This is a genomic window from Alishewanella sp. HL-SH05, from assembly GCF_052655985.1.
Window position 1 is genome coordinate 1809365 of record NZ_CP199753.1, and the last position, 20828, is coordinate 1830192.

Annotated in this window: 20 protein-coding genes; 8 read left to right on the top strand and 12 right to left on the bottom strand. The window is 46.3% G+C overall.

Features of this window, described 5'->3' with window-relative positions; genetic code table 11:
* The first annotated feature begins 130 nt into the window (after positions 1–130).
* The 4 genes from ACUJFL_RS08260 to ACUJFL_RS08275 all read left to right on the top strand — a co-directional run bounded on the left by ACUJFL_RS08260 (position 131) and on the right by ACUJFL_RS08275 (position 3992).
* Positions 131–805 (top strand): TetR/AcrR family transcriptional regulator, encoded by a 675-nt coding sequence (locus tag ACUJFL_RS08260; RefSeq protein ID WP_226750922.1) that lies wholly within the window; start codon positions 131–133, stop codon positions 803–805.
* 18 nt (positions 806–823) lie between these two features.
* A complete protein-coding gene (locus tag ACUJFL_RS08265) occupies positions 824–3139 on the top strand; it encodes an acyl-CoA dehydrogenase (RefSeq protein WP_445428975.1) in 2316 nt (771 codons plus the stop codon).
* 115 nt (positions 3140–3254) lie between these two features.
* Positions 3255–3749 carry a GNAT family N-acetyltransferase gene (locus ACUJFL_RS08270; protein ID WP_445428976.1) on the top strand — a complete coding sequence of 165 codons (495 nt, stop codon included), beginning with the start codon at positions 3255–3257 and terminating at the stop codon, positions 3747–3749.
* A gap of 33 nt (positions 3750–3782) precedes the next feature.
* Positions 3783–3992 carry a hypothetical protein gene (locus ACUJFL_RS08275; RefSeq protein WP_445428977.1) on the top strand — a complete coding sequence of 70 codons (210 nt, stop codon included), beginning with the start codon at positions 3783–3785 and terminating at the stop codon, positions 3990–3992.
* Between the two features lie 333 nt (positions 3993–4325).
* Here ACUJFL_RS08275 and ACUJFL_RS08280 read toward each other — a convergent pair whose 3' ends face one another.
* Positions 4326–5372: a Leu/Phe/Val dehydrogenase gene (locus ACUJFL_RS08280; RefSeq protein ID WP_306176650.1), complete on the bottom strand. Its 1047-nt coding sequence runs from the start codon at positions 5370–5372 to the stop codon at positions 4326–4328.
* Between the two features lie 383 nt (positions 5373–5755).
* On the opposite strand from ACUJFL_RS08280, the gene ACUJFL_RS08285 reads away from it, so the two are divergent.
* Positions 5756–6181, top strand: coding sequence for a DUF4826 family protein (locus ACUJFL_RS08285; protein ID WP_226750926.1), 426 nt, complete (start codon positions 5756–5758; stop codon positions 6179–6181).
* A 77-nt stretch (positions 6182–6258) separates the two neighbouring features.
* On the opposite strand, the gene ACUJFL_RS08290 is transcribed toward ACUJFL_RS08285, so the two are convergent.
* The 6 genes from ACUJFL_RS08290 to ACUJFL_RS08315 all read right to left on the bottom strand — a co-directional run bounded on the left by ACUJFL_RS08290 (position 6259) and on the right by ACUJFL_RS08315 (position 11913).
* The gene (locus ACUJFL_RS08290; RefSeq protein WP_445428978.1) at positions 6259–7413 is read right to left on the bottom strand and encodes a ribosomal protein uL16 3-hydroxylase; all 1155 of its coding nucleotides are present in this window, start codon (positions 7411–7413) and stop codon (positions 6259–6261) included.
* A 181-nt stretch (positions 7414–7594) separates the two neighbouring features.
* Positions 7595–8965, bottom strand: a complete 1371-nt coding sequence (purB, locus tag ACUJFL_RS08295) for an adenylosuccinate lyase (protein ID WP_226750928.1) — start codon at positions 8963–8965, stop codon at positions 7595–7597.
* Positions 8966–8991: 26 nt separating this feature from the next.
* Complete coding sequence (hflD, locus tag ACUJFL_RS08300) at positions 8992–9615, bottom strand: high frequency lysogenization protein HflD (protein WP_226750929.1); 624 nt, start codon at positions 9613–9615, stop codon at positions 8992–8994.
* Complete coding sequence (gene mnmA, locus ACUJFL_RS08305; RefSeq protein ID WP_226750930.1) at positions 9616–10719, bottom strand: tRNA 2-thiouridine(34) synthase MnmA; 1104 nt, start codon at positions 10717–10719, stop codon at positions 9616–9618. It lies immediately after the preceding gene.
* A gap of 69 nt (positions 10720–10788) precedes the next feature.
* Positions 10789–11244 (bottom strand): NUDIX domain-containing protein, encoded by a 456-nt coding sequence (locus ACUJFL_RS08310; protein ID WP_226750931.1) that lies wholly within the window; start codon positions 11242–11244, stop codon positions 10789–10791.
* Between the two features lie 42 nt (positions 11245–11286).
* Entirely contained in the window at positions 11287–11913 is a 627-nt protein-coding gene (locus tag ACUJFL_RS08315; protein ID WP_306176646.1) for an rRNA large subunit pseudouridine synthase E, read from the bottom strand.
* A gap of 220 nt (positions 11914–12133) precedes the next feature.
* On the opposite strand from ACUJFL_RS08315, the gene ACUJFL_RS08320 reads away from it, so the two are divergent.
* The gene (locus ACUJFL_RS08320; protein ID WP_445428979.1) at positions 12134–14362 is read left to right on the top strand and encodes an NADP-dependent isocitrate dehydrogenase; all 2229 of its coding nucleotides are present in this window, start codon (positions 12134–12136) and stop codon (positions 14360–14362) included.
* 231 nt (positions 14363–14593) lie between these two features.
* On the opposite strand, the gene cspD is transcribed toward ACUJFL_RS08320, so the two are convergent.
* Positions 14594–14806, bottom strand: a complete 213-nt coding sequence (gene cspD, locus ACUJFL_RS08325; protein WP_226750933.1) for a cold shock domain-containing protein CspD — start codon at positions 14804–14806, stop codon at positions 14594–14596.
* Between the two features lie 201 nt (positions 14807–15007).
* Here cspD and clpS point away from each other — a divergent pair, with 201 nt between their 5' ends.
* Together clpS and clpA are read left to right on the top strand one after the other, a co-directional pair.
* Positions 15008–15328, top strand: a complete 321-nt coding sequence (gene clpS / locus ACUJFL_RS08330) for an ATP-dependent Clp protease adapter ClpS (RefSeq protein ID WP_226750934.1) — start codon at positions 15008–15010, stop codon at positions 15326–15328.
* Between the two features lie 62 nt (positions 15329–15390).
* Entirely contained in the window at positions 15391–17655 is a 2265-nt protein-coding gene (gene clpA / locus ACUJFL_RS08335) for an ATP-dependent Clp protease ATP-binding subunit ClpA (protein ID WP_445428980.1), read from the top strand.
* Positions 17656–17790: 135 nt separating this feature from the next.
* Here clpA and infA read toward each other — a convergent pair whose 3' ends face one another.
* The 4 genes from infA to trxB form a co-directional block, all read right to left on the bottom strand.
* Positions 17791–18009, bottom strand: a complete 219-nt coding sequence (gene infA, locus ACUJFL_RS08340) for a translation initiation factor IF-1 (RefSeq protein ID WP_008610216.1) — start codon at positions 18007–18009, stop codon at positions 17791–17793.
* 95 nt (positions 18010–18104) lie between these two features.
* Positions 18105–18830 (bottom strand): arginyltransferase, encoded by a 726-nt coding sequence (locus ACUJFL_RS08345; protein ID WP_445428981.1) that lies wholly within the window; start codon positions 18828–18830, stop codon positions 18105–18107.
* A gap of 8 nt (positions 18831–18838) precedes the next feature.
* Positions 18839–19552, bottom strand: coding sequence for a leucyl/phenylalanyl-tRNA--protein transferase (gene aat / locus ACUJFL_RS08350; RefSeq protein WP_445428982.1), 714 nt, complete (start codon positions 19550–19552; stop codon positions 18839–18841).
* 180 nt (positions 19553–19732) lie between these two features.
* The gene (gene trxB, locus ACUJFL_RS08355; protein ID WP_445428983.1) at positions 19733–20704 is read right to left on the bottom strand and encodes a thioredoxin-disulfide reductase; all 972 of its coding nucleotides are present in this window, start codon (positions 20702–20704) and stop codon (positions 19733–19735) included.
* Positions 20705–20828 lie beyond the last annotated feature (124 nt).

A 20828-nucleotide genomic window follows, 5' to 3' on the forward strand; every position in this document is an offset into this window, starting at 1 on the left:
TGCCTAAAACCCATCATCTTACTCATGCAACATCTCGGCATTACTTACATTCATTGCAGAATGTCACTTGACAGACCAGTCATTCAAACGTACATTTCAAACGGGTGTTTAAAAAGCATGTTTGAATAAAATGAGTGTGAAAGTGAATACACAATTAAAAATTTTGGATGCGGCGCAAAACCTGTTTGCCGAAGCCGGCTTCAATGATACTTCACTGCGCCAGATCACAACCAAAGCGGAAGTGAATCTGGCCTCGGTTAATTATCACTTTGGCTCTAAAAAAGAACTGATCCAAGCGGTGCTACAGCGTTATTTGCAAGTGTTGATGCCGCGGTTAGATCATGAGTTTGTTCAATTACTGGCGAAAACCCAGCCGAATAGCTTACCGGATATCCTCGCTGTTTTCGTAAAGCCCTTGTTAGAGCTTAACCATGTACAGCGCAAAGGCACCCGTACTTTTTTGCAACTGTTAGGGCGTGGTTATACCGATGTGCAAGGCCACTTGCGTTGGTTTATTAATCATCATTATGGTCAAACCCTAGATAAGTTTGTGTTACTTGTGCAACAAAGCTGTCCACATTTGCCTGCGAGCGTGTTGTTTTGGCGGTTGCATTTTTCATTGGGTTCTATTGTTTTTACCATGGCATCCAACGATGCGTTGGCAGAAATTGCCTTAGCCGATTTTAACGAGTCGGTTGATATCGAAGGCGTGATAGCACGCTTGATCCCTTATTTGGCGGCAGCCATTGCTGCGCCTGTGTTGACGAATGTTATGCCGACAGGCGTAACACAAACCGTAGCCTGATGCTGGAAGGAAGCTGAAATGGTCTTGTTATTATTAATTATCGTTATTCTGGTGGTGGTATTCGGTGTCACCTCTATTCGACGCAGTCTGATCACCAAACCGGTGTTTGGTATTTTCAAAAAAATCTTACCGCCTCTTTCAGATACTGAACGTGAAGCGATGGAAGCCGGTGATGTGTGGTGGGATGGTGAACTGTTCAAAGGTAAACCAGACTGGCAAAAACTGCACAGCATTCCTAAAGCCGAGTTATCGGCCGATGAGCAAGCCTTTATGGATAATCAAGTTGAAACCTTGCTGAAAATGCTGGATGACTACAAGATCGTGCAAGAAGAGCGAGACCTGCCTAAAGCCGTGTGGGATTACATTAAAAGCGAAGGTTTCTTCGCCATGATTATTCCGAAGAGCTATGGTGGGCGTGAGTTTTCAGCGATAGCCAACTCGACAATCGTGTCGCGTATTGCGACGCGCAGCTTAACAGCTGCCGTGACCATTATGGTGCCTAACTCTTTAGGCCCCGGTGAATTGTTAATGCACTACGGTACAGAAGAGCAAAAGAACCGCTGGTTGCCACCCTTAGCCAATGGTACTGATGTGCCGTGTTTTGCTTTAACCGGCCCTGAGGCGGGCTCTGATGCGGGCGGTATTCCTGATACCGGCGTGGTGTGTAAAGGCGAATTTGAAGGTAAAGAAGTACTGGGTATTCGTTTGAACTGGGATAAGCGCTATATCACCTTAGCACCTGTGGCAACGGTGTTGGGCTTGGCGTTCAAATTATCTGATCCTGATAAGTTACTGGGTGATAAAGAAGAATTAGGCATCACCTGTGCGTTGATTCCGACCAGCCATCCTGGCGTGCAAATTGGTGATCGCCATTTCCCTATGAATATGGCTTTTATGAACGGTACCACTTACGGTAAAGACGTATTTATCCCGATAGATTGGATTATCGGTGGGCCAGAATATGCCGGTCGCGGCTGGCGTATGCTGGTAGAGTGCTTGTCGGCAGGTCGCGGTATTTCATTACCGGCGCTGGCCACCGCAACGGGTCACTTAGCGGCTCGGATGACGGGCGCTTATGGTTATGTGCGTCAGCAGTTTGGTTTATCAATTGGTAAATTTGAAGGTGTGCAAGAAGGCTTAGCGCGTATCGGTGGCTTAACTTACACATTAGAAGCCATGCGCGTAATGACCGCGGGTGCGATTGATCAAAAACTTAGCCCTGCCGTCGTCACCGCCATTGCCAAATATCACATGACTGAGATGTCACGTATTTTATTAAACGATGCGTTTGATATTCATGCTGGTAAAGCCATTCAGTGCGGACCGATGAACTATTTAGCACACGGTTATATGGGCGTGCCTATTTCGATTACCGTTGAAGGTGCGAACATTTTAACGCGCAACTTGATGATCTTTGGTCAAGGTGCCACGCGTTGTCACCCGTATGTGTTAGCGGAGTTAGAAGCTGCGGCTAACCCGAATGCCGATGAAGGTTTAGCACAGTTTGATAAGCTATTAATGGCGCATGTTGGTTTTGCGGTAGGCAATACGTTTTCAGCGTTATGGCAGGGCTTAACGGCCGGTGCCTTTAACACTGCACCGGTGTCAGGTGACACGGCTCGTTATTACAAGCAATTAAGCCGTATGAGCCGTGCCTTAGCGCTAAGTGCTGATGTATCTATGTTGATGCTGGGCGGTGATTTAAAACGCAAAGAAATGCTCTCAGCGCGTTTAGGCGATGTGTTAAGCCAGTTGTATATTGCTTCAGCCGTATTGAAGTTTTATGAAGATAACGGCCGTCAACAAGCGGATCTGCCTTTTGTACATTACAGTGTGGCACGTGCTTTATATGAAATTGGTAAAGCCTTTGATGGTTTCTTTGCTAACTTTCCAAATCGCATTGTGGCACGCACATTACGTACCTTGGTGTTTCCATTTGGTATCGGCTACAAACTGCCAAACGATGAAGTGGCGCAGCAAATTTGCGAGACACTGTCTAAACCCAATGTGGTACGCGATCGCTTAACGCATCTGTGTTATGTCGGCGAAGACGCGGATGATGCCACAGGCCTAATGGAAGCGGCTTTTGTTGCGATGCATGAAGCTCAGCCATTATTGAAGAAAATAGCTCAGGGGCAAAAGTCTGGTCAGTTAGCGCGTAAGCAACCGATGGTGGATACCATTAAGCAAGCGTTAGCGGCGAAGATTATTTCAGAAGCTGAAGCTGCATCGCTGCATAAAATGAATGAATTACGCTTTAAAGCTATCAGTGTGGATAGTTTTAAACCCGGTGAACTAGAAAAATTCAGTTTACCGAGTAAAGATGCAGCCTAATCGCTAACGCTTTAAGAAACCGGAGTATACTCCGGTTTTTTTTCGCTATAACGCAGGCTATAGTAGTATCTTATTTTGAGCCTAGCCTGACATTTTATGATCCCAAAGGTATTTTATGAATAATCACCGCACGATCCGTTTAGCAACCGAGGCTGATTGCCCTTTAATTTTAGCTTTTATTCAGGGCTTAGCCGAGTATGAGAAAATGGCAGATCAGGTGGTCGCCACCACCGAAAAGTTACAACAGAGCTTGTTTGGCGAGAAGCCCGCAGCCGAAGTGGTGATTGCTGAGTATCAAGGGCAACCGGCGGGCTTTGCTTTGTTTTTTCATAATTACTCCACATTTTTAGCGCAACCTGGGCTTTATCTAGAAGATTTATTTGTTCTACCTGAATATCGGGGTAAGGGTTTAGGTAAATTATTATTAAGCTATTTAGCAAAACTGGCCGTAGAACGTGGCTGTGGTCGCTTTGAATGGTCAGTGCTGGATTGGAATCAACCGGCAATCGATTTTTATCAAGCGCAAGGTGCCAGTCTTATGCATGACTGGCGGATCACTCGTGTTGCCGGTGCGGAATTACAGGCCCTAGCTGCCTCTTATCCGCATTAATGAGTGGTGTTAACATTTTCTGAAGGATTGCTGTTGAAAATGTCTCAAGTGAAAAAAGCGTCAGCAACGGCCGGGGCGGTGGTTTCCTCTGGTCGTAAGCAACAGACTAAGGTTGTGATCAAACAGCGAGTCAGCAAGGCAAAGCCGCAATCGATGTTTTGGCTACATGTGAGTATTTTTCTATTGATTATTTTATCAATCTTACTAATAGCTTGGGATTTAATCGTTAAGTTTATCTTGTAGGGCTTGAGCTGTTGCGGCGTTGTTTTGTCTTGAAATGGCTAGGCTGGAATGGTGTGGGTTGTCTGTAATAATGAGCCACAAAGAGCACATCAGCGTGGTACTTTGCAGTTAAGTGTGTAAGATTACGCGCTTAAGCTTGTTAACACGCCAAACAGAGAGTTAAGTTTTAGCTGCGGTCTACCGTACAGCAGTGCAGGTTAGTGCTGTACGGTCGATTCGAGTAAAGTGCTGTGTTTGCCAGCCATGACCTTGATGGCTTAAAGCAAACCGCGGCTCATTAACCGCGTTGCCTTAAGCCATCATTTCCTTCATACATTGCTGCACTAAAAAGCGTTATAACAGTTTACCGCGAGCAATAATTTCTTGCGCCATCAGATCCGCTACGGTGCTGGTGGGTAAATTTTCTGCATCAGCACGTTCAAAAATAGTCAGCAAGGTGTCGTAGATTTGCTTCACTTTTGCCGTTGACTCAGAGCTACTGTAGCCTTGTGGCCGCATCTCAAAGGCGACATTAATAATGCCACCGGCGTTAATCACATAGTCTGGTGCATATAAAATACCCATTTGACGTAACTTCTGGCCATGCTCTGCGCGCTTTAATTGGTTGTTGGCACAACCTGCGATAATTTTTACTTTTAACTGTGGCAAGGTGTCGTCATTTAATGTGGCACCCAGTGCACAGGGGGCATAGATATCAGCATCAACCGCATAGATGTCATTTAAGCCTACAGCTGTTGCGCCAAATTGATTCACCGCCCGAGTGATGGCGTCTTCATTGATATCAGTAACAATCAGTTTCGCGCCTTCAGCGTGTAAATATTCACACAGGTAAAAACCCACGCTGCCTAAACCTTGCACCGCGACAACTTTACCATTCAGATCGGCCGAGCCAAACTGATGCATCGCGGCGGCTTTAATACCTTGGTAGGTGCCTAGCGCAGTAAAGGGAGCAGGGTTACCGCTTTTACCTTCTAAACCGGCCACGAAAGGCGTTTCCTGGTTCACTTGCATAATATCGTGTGTGGTAATGTTCACATCTTCAGCACTGTAATAGCTGCCATTTAGGCGATGGACCATTCGACCAAAGGCACGGAACAAGGCTTCAGACTTGATGGTTTTAGCATTACCGATAATCACAGACTTACCACCACCTAATGGCAAACCGGCCATAGCGTTTTTGTAAGTCATACCGCGAGATAAGCGTAGTACATCGACCAGTGCATCTTCATCTGAGACATAATCCCACATGCGGCAACCGCCGACAGCCGGGCCTAAGCGGGTGCTGTGCACAGCAATGATGGCTTTTAAGCCAGATTCCTGATCACTGCAATAAACCACTTGTTCGTGTTGATCAAATTCAGGATGATTAAATACAGCCACAATGAACTCCATTGGAATAAAAGCGGATAAAGCGCTACCGTTTACGTTTACGTTAACTGTAGCCGATGTTTGTGGCGCGGAATTTACCATTTAGTCCTACTTTATGCCAGCTTTCCCACGAAATAATGACTGGTCAGACCGCACTCAGAGACAGGTCTGATCTGTCTATTGCCAGCAAAGCATCATTCAGGTCTAAATTGTCTCAGCGTGTGGTCAGATGAGTCTCAAAGTGTGGTCGGACCGGTGTCTGAGTGTGGTCGGAGCTGATAGGGCGTTGATAGGTGAACTTTTTGGGTGGGGTGGGCTGATTCTGCGCTATCAAGACTTGATTGTCGGCAGCGAGTCACCTAAAGTAGCGGCAACTACAACATAGGAAGCCGTTTATGAGTGAGTCGTTAACTCAGAATAATGCTGAAATCAGTGATGCGGAGCGCACAGAATGGGTGCGAACGCAGTTTCAAAAAGCCAACGAATACCTTGCAACTAAAGGTATTATCCCCGATAACGTTGCCGTGAGTGAAAGCCGTTACTTACCGCCTTATGTGGCTATTTGGAAACTGAATACCCGCGAGAAAAAATCCTTTTGGGTGATCAGTGGCGACTTACCAACAGACCATATGGCGATCGGCGCAGCACCTAATGCACGTGAAGCGATCCGTGCTTTTGCGTTGCATTGGCAGTTAAAGGCTGAGCAAATTATTCAAGCGGGTGTGTCTGATAAAACTCAGCAAGATTTTGCTAATTTATTGGTTGCTCGTGCGCACGGTTTATATGACTTGTTTGATGACGAACAATTGTGGCAAAGCTAGCACAAGCGCCACTTAAATCTGTATTTTAATCTTTACAAAAAAACCGCTGTTAAGCGGTTTTTTTCTGGGCAGAGAGCTTACTCAACAAAGTACCACAAGCCTTGATTGATCAAATCGGTGAGCAGCAGCAAACGCTCTTCGCGGGCAATAAAATGCATACAGTCTTGCTGACTAATGTTGGGGCTCTGTGTCAGCAGTTGCGCGGTGTGTAATTCCTCTGCGGGTAACACGATTTTCTCACCATCAATAAACAACAAAATATCACAGTCAGGTTTTTGCTGATAATAACTGCAGCGTAAACCGCCGATACTGGCCAGTACGGAGCCTTCTTCTAGGTATTCCGCAATTTCTTCGGCTTGATAATGCGGATCAGGCTCTTGCTGATCTAATTCATGCTTAGCTTGAGTAATGTATTGGCCAAACCATTGCGGGAGTAATTGTCGATCACTAATCAGTTGTAGTAACAATTGCTGCACCTGATCTAAATCTTGTTCACTGATCGCGCCGTTTTGCGGAGTTAATTGCCGAGCAGGATCGGTGAAACGTTTACCAACAATCTCGTGGTCAATTAAATAATCGGTTAAACCGGTAAGTAGATCTTTTTGTGCTGGCGCTCGAAAACCCACAGAGTAATTCAAGCTGTTATCAATAGAGATACCATCGTGCGGACAACCTGGTGGAATATATAAAATATCACCTGGCTCTAAAATGGCATCAATACAGGCTGTAAAAGGGCTAACTTGTAATAAGCGTGGGTGCGGGCAATGTTGCTTCAGGGAAGCATCGGGCATACCCACGCGCCAATGGCGTTTACCTTCGCCTTGGATAATAAAAACATCGTATTGATCCAAATGCGGGCCAACACCACCACCTGGCGTGGAAAAGCTGACCATCAAATCATCTATCCGCCAATTCGGGATAAAACGAAACGGCTCTAATAACGCCGCCGCAGGCGGATGCCAATGATCGACGGCTTGAACTAACACCGTCCAATCACGTTCACCGTAGCGATTAAAATCTTCAAAGGGGCCGGTTTCTAATTGCCAGTTGCCCGCATGACATTGCACCAGACGTGACTCGACATCTTCATCTAAGGCCAAGCCCGCCAATTCATCGGCGGATAAAGGATCTTTAAATTCTTGAAAACCTTGCTTGATCAGCAGCGGCTTTTTTTGCCAATACTGCTGCATAAAGTCTGCAAGGCTAAGCTGTCCGAGGTGTAATGTGTACATATTTGGGCACCGAATAAAGGATCGAAAGGGTTAGCACAATTGGCCGGTTAGCGTGGGTTAAACGTAAAGCCGCTAACTTAACGTTTCAACGCTTTGCAGCTTGCCAGCTTAAAACGAATAAAGGCGAGTTGATCGCCTTTATTCGTCAATGCCACATCAAGCTGCAGTGACAACTAAGTGGTTAGTCTAATAACTCAACTAACCGTATCGCATCACCAATATAACCGGCTGGGCTAAGCTGTTTCATTTCCGCTTTAGCCTGCGCCGGTAAGTCTAGGCCATCAATAAACAAGGCGAGATCATTGGCGCTGATCCGCTTACCGCGAGTCAGTTCTTTTAACTTCTCGTAAGGTTTCTCGATGCCATATTTACGCATAACAGTTTGCACCGGCTCGGCCAGTAATTCCCAGTTAGCGTCTAATTCGGCTCGTAAATTGGCTTCGTTAACTTCTAACTTACTGATGCCTTTTAACGTGGCTTGATAAGCAATTAAAGTATAACCAAAACCGACGCCAAGGTTACGTAATACGGTTGAGTCAGTCAGATCGCGCTGCCAACGAGACACCGGTAATTTGGCTGAAAGATGGTTAAATAGCGCGTTAGCAATACCTAAGTTACCTTCTGAGTTTTCAAAATCGATCGGGTTCACTTTATGCGGCATGGTCGATGAACCAATTTCACCGGCAATCGTTCTTTGTTTGAAGTGACCCAAGGCAATGTAACCCCAGACATCACGATCAAAATCCAGCAAAATGGTATTGAACCGCGCAATGGCATCAAATAATTCGGCAATGTAATCATGCGGTTCGATTTGTGTAGTGTACGGGTTCCACGTAATGCCCAGCGAGCTGACAAAACGCTCCGCAAATTGATGCCAATCGATATCCGGATAAGCCGATAAGTGTGCGTTGTAGTTACCGACAGCGCCATTTATTTTACCCAGTAGGCTGACCGCTGCGATTTGTTCACGCTGACGCTTTAAGCGCATGTAAACATTGGCCATCTCTTTACCCATGGTGGTTGGCGAGGCTGGCTGACCATGCGTTCTGGCCATCATAGGAACGGCTTTTAAATCAACCGCTAGCGTTTTCAGTGCGCTAAGCAGTGCATCACACTCAGGTAATAAGACTTGGCTGCGCGCATCATGTAGCATTAACGCGTGCGATAAGTTGTTGATGTCTTCAGACGTACAGGCAAAGTGGATAAATTCACTGATGGCCGCTAATTCGCTGTTGTTAACAACTTTTTCTTTTAACAGATATTCTACCGCTTTAACGTCATGGTTCGTTGTGCGCTCAATATCTTTAACACGCTGGGCATCTGCTAAACTGAATTCGCTGACAATCTTATCTAAAATGGCATTTGCTTCGGCAGATAACGCCGGTACTTCAGCAATTTTTGGCTCTGCCGCCAGTTGTTGTAACCAACGCACTTCGACAGTGACCCGGTATTTAATTAAACCGAATTCGCTGAAAATTGGGCGTAGGGCAGCCGCTTTGCTACCGTAGCGACCATCCACCGGCGAAATTGCGGTAAGGGCATTAAGTTCCATGAAATCTCCTGAGGTATCGTGCTTAGTTAGATACTGTTTAATGCGGCTTCTGCCGCAGCTAATAATTTACGTCGCTTAAAAACAAAATGCAGCCGGCTTCCACCTGCTTGACGCCAAAGCACTGCTGCTCGCACGGCGGCTAGCAGTAATGCTCGTACCTTATGCTGCACACTGTTTTGACTGAGTAAGTCGGGTTGACCGTAAATTTGAATACGGGCCCCCAAGCTGCTGATACATTCGGTATAGATGTCTGCTAACTTAGCGATTATGTTTTCGTCTGTTACGGTAAAGTGCTGTAACTGACGGTCCATCTGCTGTAACTGATTGCCGAGCTGCTGCATATTCTTGCTGTTTTTATTCAGACGGCGCTCTAGCGCTAATACGCCGACTAAATAGCGGGTTAATTCGACATCTTTTTTTGGTTTATCAGCAAGTTGTTCGATAATGAGTTCAAAACCCTGCCGCAAGTTTTGCATCTCACCGCCATAAATATCGAGCGGCTCAGCCGGGTTAAGATTAACAACACTACCAAGCGCAATGGCTAATTGACCTTGTTGCGATTCGCTGCTGCGAGCAACCGTTTGCACCAATTTTACTGCTTGGCACAGGCCCGCTAAAGCAATTAATTGAGTTTGTAACGATGCTTCCATTTAGTTTAACGCCTCATCAATAATGCCGCCGCCCAAACAGACTTCATTTAAATAAAATACGGCAGACTGACCTGGAGTAACGGCCTTTTGTGGCTGATCAAATTCGACTTTTAACCGACCTTCAGACAACGGCGTAACCAAACAAGCAATGTCGGTTTGACGGTAACGAGTTTTCACCGTTAAGCGCTGCGGTTGTTGCGGCCCTGTGCGATCAACCCAGTCTAATTGCGTGGCAATTAAGCCGCTAGACAACAGGGCCGGATGGTCATGGCCTTGTGCCACTAATAAATGATTTTTCTGAAGATCTTTACCCACCACATACCAAGGTTCGTCGCTGCCATCACGAAGCCCGCCGATACGCAAGCCTTTACGTTGGCCAAGGGTGTGATACATCAAGCCATCGTGTTGCCCAATCACTTTATGATCATCAATACTGACAATGTCGCCTGGTTGTGCCGGTAAATATTGTTGTAGAAAATCTTTAAATTTGCGTTCGCCAATAAAACAAATACCGGTGGAATCTTTTTTGTCGTGGGTGATCAAGCCTTGTTGTTCTGCAATAGCACGCACGGCCGGCTTTTCTAGCTCACCTACCGGAAACAACGTTTGCGCAATATGCTGTTCAGCGAGTGTGTATAAAAAGTAACTTTGATCTTTATTTTGATCTAAACCACGCAGCATTTGCCAATGGCCGTCTTGAAAGCGGCGGCGCACATAATGACCGGTAGCAATATAATCGGCTTGCAAGGCTTCAGCGGCAAATTCAAGAAAGGCTTTAAATTTGATTTCTTTGTTGCACATGATATCGGGATTTGGCGTGCGACCGGCTTGGTATTCAGCCAAAAAGTACTCAAACACGTTATCCCAATATTCAGCGGCGAAATTGACTTTGTGCAGCTTAATGCCGAGCTTATCGCACACGGCTTGCGCGTCGGCCATATCTTCGGCGGCAGCACAGTATTCGTCATTATCGTCTTCTTCCCAGTTTTTCATAAACAGGCCTTCAACCTGATAACCCTGTTGTATAAGTAACCAGGCTGATACTGAGGAATCTACGCCGCCAGACATTCCGACGATGACTTTTTTACTGCTGTTATCTGACATGACACCGCACTTAACTGAGCTGAAAATTAAAGGCGCGGATTATACCACCAAATTTAGTCGGGCAAAATGCTAACGCAGCGGCTCAATCAGATTAAGTGCCAACCGAGTGCCTTGTAAGTAGCTATTGATGGCATCATGCACCAGTCGACTGCGTGCTGGCACGGGGTGCTGGCGTAATTCGTCGGCGCTAAGCCAATGCAAGGCAAGTATATCGTTATCTTGCGGTTGGTAGTGTTGCGGTAGCGAGTCGGGTTCAAATAAAAAGTTAATCCGCACATAAGTATGGCCGTTACTTGCCGCTAATTGTGAGATGCCAAGCCAAGCGGTAGGCGTGAGTATTAAACCGGTTTCTTCTGTCACTTCGCGACATACGGCACTGAGTACATCTTCATCTTCTTCCATATGTCCAGCCGGTTGATTCAGGACTTTATGACCGTGTTGCTTGTCTTGCTCTTCCACAAATAAAAAACGGCCTTGATACTGAATAACCGCAGCCACGGTCAAATGTAATCGATTTCTACTCATGCAGTGTCATCCTGTAAAGCAAATAGCCCTTAATATAGCCGTTTAACGGGTTAGCGGGATAGTACGGCTCATACCCGGTGCTAGATCGGCCAGTTGCCAATCACCAATTTGCCAGCGCACTAAGCGCAGCGTAGGAAAGCCGACCGCAGCGGTCATCCGTCTAACTTGCCTATTACGGCCCTCGCTAATGGTTAAACTTAGCCAACTGGTTGGAATATTAGCGCGATAACGCACGGCTGGGGTGCGAGGCCACAGCTCGGGCTCGGCCATCCGTTGTGCTTGGGCGGGCAGGGTGAGGCCATCTTTCAGTTGCACACCTTGGCGCAATTGCTGCAGTGCCTGTTCGCTAATGTCACCTTCAACTTGTACCCAATAGGTTTTAGGGGCTTTAAATTTCGGATCGCTGATGCGTTGCTGGGTTTTACCGCAGTTGGTCAGTAATAACAGGCCTTCACTATCTCGATCTAAGCGACCTGCCGCATACACATCTGGAATATCAATATAGTCTGCCAGCGTAGCGCGCGGTGGGGTACTGTTGTCGGTAAACTGGCTTAACACATCAAAAGGCTTATTAAAAAGCACTAAGATCGGTGTTGTAACACTCTCGCCATTGTTTTTTTTGAAAAAGCCCTTATGTTTGGATTGGGCTGCTGATGTTGATTTTTTCACACAAATTCTCGACGTTAATCTGGGGCAAACCGCCGCCGTTACCAGTAAGTATCCTAACGCGTGAATTAGAACATTTACTGGTCGGTCATACTGCGCCTGTTTTAATCTGATTGATGCTGATATAATCAGTCGGTTTTTTGGCTGCGTTTAAAACAATTTCCACACTCGGGTGGCAATGGCCCTGTCAATGCGATCCGTCGATTACAATACAGGAACTAACATGTCGAATGAAAGTGCAAAAATTATTTACACCATAACTGACGAAGCGCCAGCACTGGCGACCCAGTCTTTATTGCCAATTATCGAGGCGTTCTCTGCCGCTGCCGGCGTAGTGGTTGAAACCCGCGACATTTCATTGTCAGGTCGGATTATTGCCAGCTTCCCTGAGTTTTTGACACCAGAGCAACGGATCAACGACGACTTAGCTGAATTGGGTGAATTAGCCAAACAGCCAGACGCCAACATTATTAAATTACCGAACATTAGCGCTTCATTACCGCAATTAAAAGCAGCGATAAAAGAATTACAAGCGCAAGGTTATGCTTTACCTGATTACACAGAAGAGCCAAAAACCGAGCAAGAACGTGACGTCAAAGCGCGTTATGACAAGATCAAAGGCTCAGCCGTAAACCCGGTTTTACGTGAAGGTAACTCGGATCGTCGTGCGCCGGCTTCGGTTAAGCAGTATGCGCGTAAAAACCCGCACAGCATGGGTGCTTGGAGCAGCAGCTCAAAATCACACGTTGCCCACATGAGTGCCGGCGATTTTTATGGCTCTGAATTATCTACCACTATGGCGGCAGCGGATGTGTTAAAAATCAGCCTGCAGCAAGCCGATGGCAGCGTACAAGTACTTAAAGAAAAAGTGCCAGTATTAGCCGGTGAAGTAGTCGATGCTACCATGATGAGCGTAGCCGCCTTACGCGAGTTTTACGCCGCTGAGATTGAAGATGCCAAAGCGCAAGACGTGTTGTTCTCGTTACACTTAAAAGCCACCATGATGAAAGTGTCGGATCCAATCTTGTTCGGTCATGCGGTTAAAGTATTCTACAAAGAAATTTTCGCAAAATACGCCACAACCTTTACTCAATTGGGTTTAGATGTTAACAACGGTATCGGCGATTTATACGCCAAGTTACCGCAGTTACCTCAAGCTGAACAAGACGCGATTAAAGCTGATATTGCCGCGCTGTATGCGGATAAACCCACCATGGCGATGGTAAACTCTGATAAAGGTATCACCAACCTGCACGTGCCAAGCGATGTGATTATCGATGCGTCTATGCCAGCGATGATCCGTAGCTCAGGTCAAATGTGGGGTCCAGATGGTCAATTAAAAGATACCAAAGCGGTCATCCCTGATCGTTGCTATGCCGGTGTTTATCAAGAGACTATTGCCTTCTGTAAGCAAAACGGTGCTTTTGATCCTCGTACTATGGGCTCAGTGCCTAACGTTGGCTTAATGGCGCAAAAAGCCGAAGAATACGGTTCACACGATAAAACGTTTGAAATCGCCGCGGCAGGCACTGTTGTGGTAACCAACAGCAAAGGCGAAACCGTGTTCAGCCATAAAGTGGCGGCCGGTGATATTTGGCGTATGTGCCAAGTAAAAGATGAGCCGATCCGTGATTGGGTTAAATTAGCGGTTAATCGCTCACGTTTAAGCAACACGCCAGCCATTTTCTGGTTAGACAACCAACGTGCTCACGATGCTGAATTGATCAAGAAAGTGCATGCTTATTTAGCGGATCACGACACTGATGGTTTAGATATTCAAATCATGTCGCCGGTAGAGGCAACCCGTCATACCTTAGCGCGTATGAAACAAGGTTTAGACACGATTTCGGTAACCGGTAACGTATTACGCGATTATTTAACCGATTTATTTCCGATCCTTGAGCTGGGTACCAGTGCCAAGATGTTATCTATAGTGCCATTGATGAACGGTGGTGGTTTATTTGAAACGGGTGCAGGCGGTTCAGCACCGAAGCACGTTGAGCAATTCGTGCAAGAAAATCACTTACGTTGGGATTCATTGGGTGAGTTTTTAGCGTTAGCGGCGTCGTTAGAACATTTAGCCCAAGTTGCTGATAACAAGGTTGCACAGATCTTAGCGGATACGTTAGATAAAGCCACCGCTCAGTTTTTAGATAACGACAAATCACCACGCCGTAAAGCGGGTGAGTTAGATAACCGTGGTAGCCATTTCTATTTAGCCATGTACTGGGCACAAGCGATGGCGCAACAAACTGCGGATGCTGCTTTAGCCAGCCGTTTTGCTAAGCTAGCCGACGCTCTGCAGTCTGGCGAGCAGCAAATATTGGCCGAGTTAAACGGTGTGCAAGGTCGTGAAGTGGATATCGGTGGTTACTACCGTCCGGATCAAAGCAAGGCTGCAGCGGCCATGCGTCCAAGTTCAACACTAAACGCTGCCTTAACTGCCCTGTAAGTATTTGGGCAAGTTGTTTGGTTAAGCAAAAAGGCGCAACCCTCGGGTTAGCGCCTTTTTTCTGCCTGTAGTCACTGTAATGTAGAGAGAACAGCCAACGTTGTGAACCTGAAACAGCTCAGCAAGGTTGTGGATTGTACTCGGGCAGTTTAGTAAGCCACATCGGTTATTGGGGCAAGCTAACATTATGGCTAATGAACTTACCGAAATAACCGTAACGTGTTCGCTTACTTATTCTTCGCCAGGAAGTTTGATATTAACTGCATGTAAGCCCTTAGGCCCTTCAGATAAGTCAAACTCGACATCCTGACCCGCTTTTAGCGTGCGGTAGCCGTCCATGGTGATGGTTGAATAATGCGCGAAGATATCTTCGTCGCGCCCATCTTCCCGGATAAATCCAAATCCTTTTGCATTATTGAACCATTTTACTTTACCGGTAGCCATACTACTTACATCCTTCTCTAAGTTTAGCTATATTCTGTATGCTTGAGCTTCATGTTAGAGGAGCTTTTTGGTTGCTCCACTATCTAATGTAGATAATTTGTACAGACAGTCAAGGTATTTGCTGAAATATGCTAAATACTTTTACGCAATTTTAATTGAAGCGCCTTTGCTGGATGGCGCGCGCATGGCTATAGTTTATTTATGAGCGGTAATAACAATCCAAACGTACACTTTGATGACATTGCAGAATTAACGCGGCAACGACTGGCGCCACCCCCTATGTACAAGGTGGTTTTGCACAATGACGATTTCACGCCTATGGATTTTGTTATTGATGTGCTGTCACGGTTTTTTAACCTGCAGTACGAGCAGGCAACAGAAATTATGCTGAAAGTTCATTATGAGGGTAAAGCTGTTTGTGGCATCTACACGGCAGAAATAGCAGAAACTCGCGTACAGCAGGTCAGTGATTATGCCAAGGAGCATCAGCATCCGCTGTTATGCACCATGGAGCGAGCATAATCCAATGGGAACACCGACTGTGGTCGGAGAATTATCTAACTCAGGTGGATTAGGAGTAGTGCATGTTAAATAAAGATCTTGAGTTGACACTGAATGCGGCTTTCAGGTTCGCGCGTGACCGTCGTCATGAATTCATGACAGTAGAACATCTGCTGTTGTCCTTACTCGATAACCCTGCAGCAGGAGCAGCGTTAAAATCCTGCGGGGCTAATATTGATAAATTGCGCCACGAATTGGCCAGCTTTATTGACTCCACTACACCCGTATTACCCGAAGGCGAACTCGAGCGGGATACCCAACCTACTTTAGGTTTTCAACGGGTTTTACAGCGCGCGGTATTTCACGTGCAGTCTTCAGGTAAGTCAGAAGTCACCGGCGCCAATGTGTTGGTGGCGATTTTCTCAGAACAAGAGTCTCAGGCGGTGTATCTTCTGAAAAAAATCGATATCACACGCTTAGATGTAGTCAATTACATTTCACACGGCATCGCTAAAACCGAAAAGCTGGAGCAGCATGACGATACGCCCCCTGAAGATATGGGCGAATCCTCGACTGATGAGCATCGTTATTTAGAAAACTTCACCGCAAACTTAAATCAATTAGCGAAAAATGGTCAAATTGATCCGTTAATTGGCCGTGATGCCGAAGTCGAGCGGGCGGTACAAATTTTATGTCGGCGTAAAAAGAATAACCCTTTACTGGTTGGTGAAGCCGGGGTGGGCAAAACCGCCATTGCCGAGGGCCTAGCGTGGCGTATTGTGCAACAACAAGTGCCTGAGGTGATTGCTGATGCAACGATTTACTCATTGGATATGGGCGCGTTACTGGCCGGTACCAAATACCGTGGCGACTTTGAGAAACGCTTAAAATCGTTACTAAAAGAAGTGGAACAAGAAAAAAATGCCATCTTATTTATTGATGAAATTCATACCGTAATTGGTGCTGGTGCCGCCTCTGGTGGCGTTATGGATGCCTCGAATTTAATTAAACCGTTATTATCCAGTGGGCGTTTACGCTGCATGGGTTCAACAACCTATCAAGAATTTAAAAGTATCTTTGAAAAAGATACTGCCTTGGTACGTCGTTTCCAAAAAATTGATGTGTTAGAACCGAGTGTTGACGACACGACGCGTATTTTAATTGGTTTAAAAGAGCGTTATGAAAAACATCACAACGTTAAATATACCCAAAAAGCGTTGCGTGCGGCAGCGGAGTTATCGGCAAAATACATTAACGAACGGCATTTACCAGACAAAGCCATCGATGTCATAGATGAAGCCGGTGCGTCACAACGCTTATTACCGGCCTCTAAGCGCCGTAAAACGATTAACGTGGCAGAGATTGAACAAGTTATTGCCAAAATTGCACGCATCCCTGAGAAGTCGGTATCGGCTTCAGATAAAGATGTGTTAGCCAATTTAGATCGTAATCTAAAAATGGTGGTGTTTGGTCAGAACGAACCGATTGATGTATTAACCTCGGCCATTCGTTTATCTCGCTCAGGTTTGGGCAATGAAGAAAAGCCGATCGGTAATTTCTTATTTGCGGGGCCAACCGGTGTGGGTAAAACCGAAGTGACCAAGCAATTGGCAAAAGTGATGGGCGTAGAGTTATTACGCTTCGATATGTCTGAATATATGGAACGCCATGCGGTGAGCCGCTTAATTGGCGCGCCGCCAGGCTATGTCGGGTTTGAACAAGGCGGCATGTTAACCGATGCCGTGTCAAAGCATCCCTATTCGGTGGTGTTGTTAGATGAAATTGAGAAAGCGCACTCCGATATCTACAACATTCTGCTGCAGGTTATGGATCATGGCACCCTAACCGATAATAATGGCCGTAAGATTGATTTTAGAAACGTGGTGTTGGTGATGACCACCAATGCGGGTGTACAAGAAACCATCCGTAAAACCATTGGCTTTAAGCAACAAGATCATAGCCATGATGCGTTAGCCGAGATTAACCGGACTTTTAGCCCTGAGTTTCGTAACCGCTTAGATGGCATTATTTGGTTTAAGCATTTAGATCCTGCCATTATTTTGCAAATCGTTGATAAGTTTATCTGTGATCTGCAAGTGCAGTTAGATAAAAAACAGGTGTCGTTAGAGTTAACTGCCGAAGCAAGACAATGGTTAGCAGACAAAGGCTATGATCCGGCAATGGGCGCACGGCCGATGGCGCGGGTAATTCAAGAGCATTTGAAAAAGCCGTTAGCGAACGAAATCTTATTTGGTAGTTTAAGCAGTGGCGGCGACGTGAAAGTCAGCTTAGTTGCTGATGCGCTGCAGTTTGATTATCAATCGAGCCAAGCTTTAGCGGATGCCTGATGAGAATGCAGTTGCTGCCTAATCGGGTAGTGGCTGCTTGTTTAATTACTCGTCATCAAAAATGATTTAACGCAAAAACCCGGCTAATGCCGGGTTTGTCCAATAAACGAAAGCGTGTTCGTTTTTGGCTAATGCTTAACGCTGACGGAAAACGATCCGGCCTTTGGTTAAGTCGTACGGCGTCAGTTCAACCGTGACTTTGTCACCAGTTAAGATGCGGATATAGTTCTTACGCATTTTGCCAGAGATATGAGCGATCACAACGTGACCGTTTTCTAGTTCAACTTTGAACATCGTATTTGGCAGGGTATCCAAAATGGTACCTTGCATCTCAATTACATCTTCTTTCGCCATTCAGCGTACTCGCCTCTATAAAAAATTGGGTGCCTTCGAAAAACAGCGCAGATTGTGCCGAAAAGCCGTCGATAAGTAAAGCAGCAAGCGCTTTTTTACGCAAATGAATGCCAGTAACCATTAAAAAAACGCTGATGAGGTCGAAATTCGCTCTTATAGGCCATTTTTTGGCAGCTTTCAATTTGATAGCCAAGATAAACAAAACGCCGATCGGTGGTCGCGGCGAAGTCTAATAGATATAAAATCGCCAGCTTACCCGGTGAAAACCGAGCCCCTTCAGCAGCGAAAAAAGTATAAACCGCGGAAAAACTATCACTAAGATCATCAATGATACTGACTGCCATTAACACATCAGCTTGATACAGCTTTAACAAGCGGATAGGTTGCCAGTAGCTATGTAATAACGAGTGTAACTGTTGATCTGTAGCCGGAAACATCACACTGTCAGCATGTTTAAAAGCGATATAGCGGCTGAATAGGGCAAATAACTCGGTGTATTCTGCGCTATCAATTTGGGGGGCGTCACTCAGTTTATAATGCCAACGTTCACGCTGTGCTTTATTTAATATGCGTCGCTGTGTAGCACTGGGTTGAAAATCGCTCACCAGTATCCGTAATGATTGGCAGGCACTGCAGTCTGCACAGTGCGGTCGATAAATTTGATCCCCGCTGCGCCGGAAATTATAGGCGATGAGTTGGCTATAGGTATCGGCTTCAATTGGCTCAGGACCAATTAATACGGCTAATTGTTCTTGTTGTTCAGGGAGATAACTGCAGGTTGTCGGCTGCGTTAAACCAAATTGTAAGGTAATATTTTCCATTTAGCGCCTTAATACTGCAACGTTAAGGTTTGCGCTTGCCAATGTTTTGCAGGAGCCGGCAGAGTGCGGAGTTGTTGCAGTAATTCGAGGTAATCGGCTCTTGGCATGGTACTAGCACCTTGTTTTAATAAAAAAGGGTTGGGTAGCTGACAATCAATCCAGCCCGGTGCATAACGCTGTAAATGTTGTTGTAGCGCAACGAGCGCGAATTTAGCGCCATTGTCGATACGGTTGAACATCGATTCTCCACAAAACAGCTGGCCTAATTGTACACCGTACAACCCTCCAACTAACTGCTGCTGTTGCCAGATTTCAATACTGTGTGCTAAGCCCTGTCGATGAAGGGTAATATAGGCTTGTTGAATATCAGGCAAGATCCACGTTTGTGCTTGGTTTGGCCTCGGGGCCGCGCAAAGTTTCACCACGGCAGCAAAATCATGATTAAGGGTAATCTGCAGATCGGATTTTTGCCATTGTTTACGCAAGGTGCGATTTAATTGCAGCGTGTTAGGAGGAAATACTGCACGCGTACCCGGGCTCCACCATAACAGCGGATCGCCATCGGCAAACCAAGGAAAAATACCAGACTGATAAGCCAACGTTAACCGTGCCACCGATAAATCCCCGCCCATCGCCAACAATCCATCCGGCTCGGTCAACGCTTGACTTACCGGGGGGAAAACAAGTGAATTAACAGTTAGCTCAGGCAAATAAATCGGCATAGCAATGTCCGGTTAAAAAGCGCTAAAAACCCCGTTACAACGCCAACCTGTCTCTGAGTGAGGTCTAACCTGTCTCAGAGTAAGGTCTGACCAGTGTCCGAGTGTGGTCCAACCTGTCTCAGAGTGCGGTCTGACCAGTCTCAGAGTGTGGTTGGACCTCACTCTGAGACGTTTAAGGTGTTAACGGGGATGGCTTATTTGGCAAGGGCGTTCTAGGTAGCGCTCAGCATCCAGTGCAGCCATACAGCCTGAACCGGCTGAGGTGATGGCTTGACGATAAATATGGTCGGCAACATCACCGGCAGCGAAAACGCCTTCAATACTGGTTTGCGTCGCGTTGCCTTCAGTACCACTGTGTACTTTCAGGTAGCCGCCATTCATTTCTAGTTGGCCAGCGAAGATGTCGGTATTCGGTTTATGACCAATGGCAATAAAGACGCCTTGTAAGGCGATATCTTTAGTCGCTTCCCCTTGGGTTGAGGCTAAACGTACACCATTCACGCCCATATCATCGCCTAGCACTTCTTCTAAGGTGCGGTGCGTGTGCAGAATAATGTTACCGCTGGCCACTTTAGCCATTAAACGGTCGATTAAGATTTTTTCCGCTTTGAAGGTATCGCGGCGGTGCACTAAATGCACTTCTGCAGCGATATTGGCTAAATACAGCGCTTCTTCCACTGCGGTATTACCGCCACCGATCACTGCTACTTTTTGGTTACGATAGAAGAAACCATCGCAGGTAGCACACGCTGAAACGCCACGGCCGCTATAAGCTTGCTCTGACTCTAAACCTAGATATTTAGCCGAAGCACCGGTACAGATTATCAGCGCATCGCAGCTGTATTGGCCGTTATCACCCGTTAAAATAAAGGGGCGCTGTTGTAATTGCACGGTATGAATATGGTCAAACACGATCTCGGTATTGAAGGCTTCTGCGTGAGCCTGCATCCGTTCCATTAACGCTGGGCCTGTTAAACCATGCGCATCACCCGGCCAGTTTTCGACTTCAGTGGTGGTGGTTAATTGACCACCTTGCTGCATACCGGTAATTAATACCGGTTGTAAGTTAGCACGGGCGGCATAAACGGCGGCCGTGTAACCGGCAGGGCCTGAGCCAAGAATAAGTAATTTGCTGTGTTTTATCTCTGACATCAGAGCGCTCCATTATCAATCATCAAAACAAGTAGGCGGATTCTACGGCAAAGGCCGAGCAAAGCGAAACCCCGTAAAGCGGATATGCGGGTGTTTTGCTGTAAATAAAGACGAACAGACAGTT